Source organism: Frankia sp. AgKG'84/4 (assembly GCF_023242965.2).
GTDB lineage: Bacteria > Actinomycetota > Actinomycetes > Frankiales > Frankiaceae > Frankia.
The window spans coordinates 1-993 of record NZ_JALKFU020000834.1 but is presented as its reverse complement, the minus strand read 5'-3'; the positions used below and the strand labels follow the sequence as shown (position 1 = coordinate 993).

Below are 993 nucleotides of genomic sequence, written 5' to 3'. Positions count from 1 at the left end.
TCCGACATAGCCGTTCGGATGATGCTGCCGCGCGGCCGGCCGCGGGGGCTGGGCCGGCGGCGCGGTGCGCCCGTACGATGGCCGGGTGCGGGAAGACCAGGAGCTGCGTTTCGTCAAGGGCCACGGCACCGGCAACGACTTCGTCGTGCTGCCCGACCCGGACGGCGATCTCGACCTGACCGCGGACCTGGTCCGCGGGCTGTGCGACCGCCGCTTCGGCATCGGCGCCGACGGGGTGCTGCGGGTGGTGCTCGCGGCGGTCGCCCCCGAGGCCGCCGCCATGGCGGACGCGGCCCGCTGGTTCATGGACTACCGCAACGCCGACGGTTCGCCCGCCGAGATGTGCGGCAACGGCGCCCGGGTGTTCGCCCGCTACCTGGTCCAGGCCGGCTATGCGGCGCCCGGCCGGTTCCCCATCGCCACCCGCGCCGGCCTGCGGGTCGTCGACGTGCCGGCGGGACGGGGAGACGTGACGGTCGAGATGGGCCCGCCGCGGCTCGTCGCCGGCCCCGGTGTGCCGGTCGCGGTGGCCGGGCGTTCCTTCACCGCCGCCGCCGTGTCGATGGGCAATCCCCACGCGGTGTGTTTCGCCGATGATCTGGACATCGCCGGGCTGCGCCGGCTCGACGTCACCGCCCCGCCGGAGTTCTCCCCGGTCGACTTCCCCGACGGCGTGAATGTCGAGATCGTGGTGGACCGGCCGGGCGGCGTGGCGATGCGGGTCCACGAGCGCGGGGTCGGGGAGACGGCCTCCTGCGGCACGGGGGCGTGTGCCGTCGCGGTGGCCTGGGCGCACCGTCACGGCCGGCGGCCGTCCGCGTCCCTGCCCGAGGTCGAGGTCGAGGTCGACGTGCCCGGCGGTGGCCTCGTGGTGATCTGGCGGACCGACAGCGTGCTTCTGCGGGGACCAGCCGAGCTGGTCTTCGACGGAGTGACGCGGCCTGGCGCGTTCGCGGCGCCGAGCCGGCCGGCGGTGGCGGACGCCGCCGGGGC

General features: G+C 76.0%; 1 protein-coding gene. It reads left to right on the top strand.

Going from position 1 to position 993, the window contains the following annotated elements:
- Positions 1-85 precede the first annotated feature (85 nt).
- Positions 86-993: diaminopimelate epimerase (gene dapF / locus MXD58_RS25530; RefSeq protein WP_250610234.1), on the top strand; the 908-nt coding region annotated here is incomplete at its 3' end.